We start from the raw sequence: 766 nt of genomic DNA, 5'->3' as shown, positions 1-766 counted from the left end.
CCAGACACATCTACTATAGTATCTTCTTTTTTAAATACTCTATTTGCTCTTTTAAATGGCTCTTGTACTTTTAATACTTTTGATACTCCAGGTAAAGATGCTATTAAATCTCTATCTATCTTGGAAGTATCCCCAACCATTCCTATTACTGTATAATCCACACCAACACTTTTATGTATTCCGAGTCCTGCATTTTTTAGTCTTTCTATAATACTTTCTACATGCTCTTCTTTGGCATTTKGTTTCATTACTACTATCATAAAAAATCTCCTTAAAAAATAATATTATTTATATATATTTTCTATTTAAAAAAAGCCCTTCTAAAATAAAGTCCATGAGCAGGAGCAGTAACAAAAGCAAGAGTTCTATCCTCTTTTCTTAGTATCTCTTCTATAAAATTAACAGGCATATTCTTTCTTTGCCCCTCAACCAATGTACCAACTATAATGCGAACCATATTATGCAAAAAAGCATTMCCCCTTATAATAAAATATATAGTATCTTTCTTTCTTATAGCACGCACTCTCTCAATATAYCTAAACTTAGAATCATTCTCATCTTCAGTAGAGCAAAAAGATGTAAAATTATGCTCTCCTACAAGATATTTAGCATATTCATTTATAAGTTTTTCGTTTATGATGTTCTTTCTATAAAACCAAGAATAYCTCTCATAAAAAGGAACTGATATATCACTATTTTGAACTACATATATATATTCTCTAAAAGTAGCAGAAGCCCTAGCATTAAAACTATCATCTACAACTTC

At 29.4% G+C, this 766-nt stretch carries 2 pseudogenes; both read right to left on the bottom strand.

The window, feature by feature from the left end:
• Positions 1–260: pseudogene (locus GQX97_RS13035) on the bottom strand (3-deoxy-7-phosphoheptulonate synthase); the annotation flags it as partial.
• 41 nt (positions 261–301) lie between these two features.
• Positions 302–766, bottom strand: a pseudogene (locus tag GQX97_RS13030) (tRNA pseudouridine(38-40) synthase TruA); the annotation flags it as partial.

Source organism: Brachyspira sp. SAP_772 (assembly GCF_009755885.1).
Classification (GTDB): Bacteria; Spirochaetota; Brachyspiria; order Brachyspirales; family Brachyspiraceae; genus Brachyspira.
The sequence above is the reverse complement of the archived record's forward strand: the minus strand, read 5'-3'. Positions and strand labels throughout refer to the sequence as shown.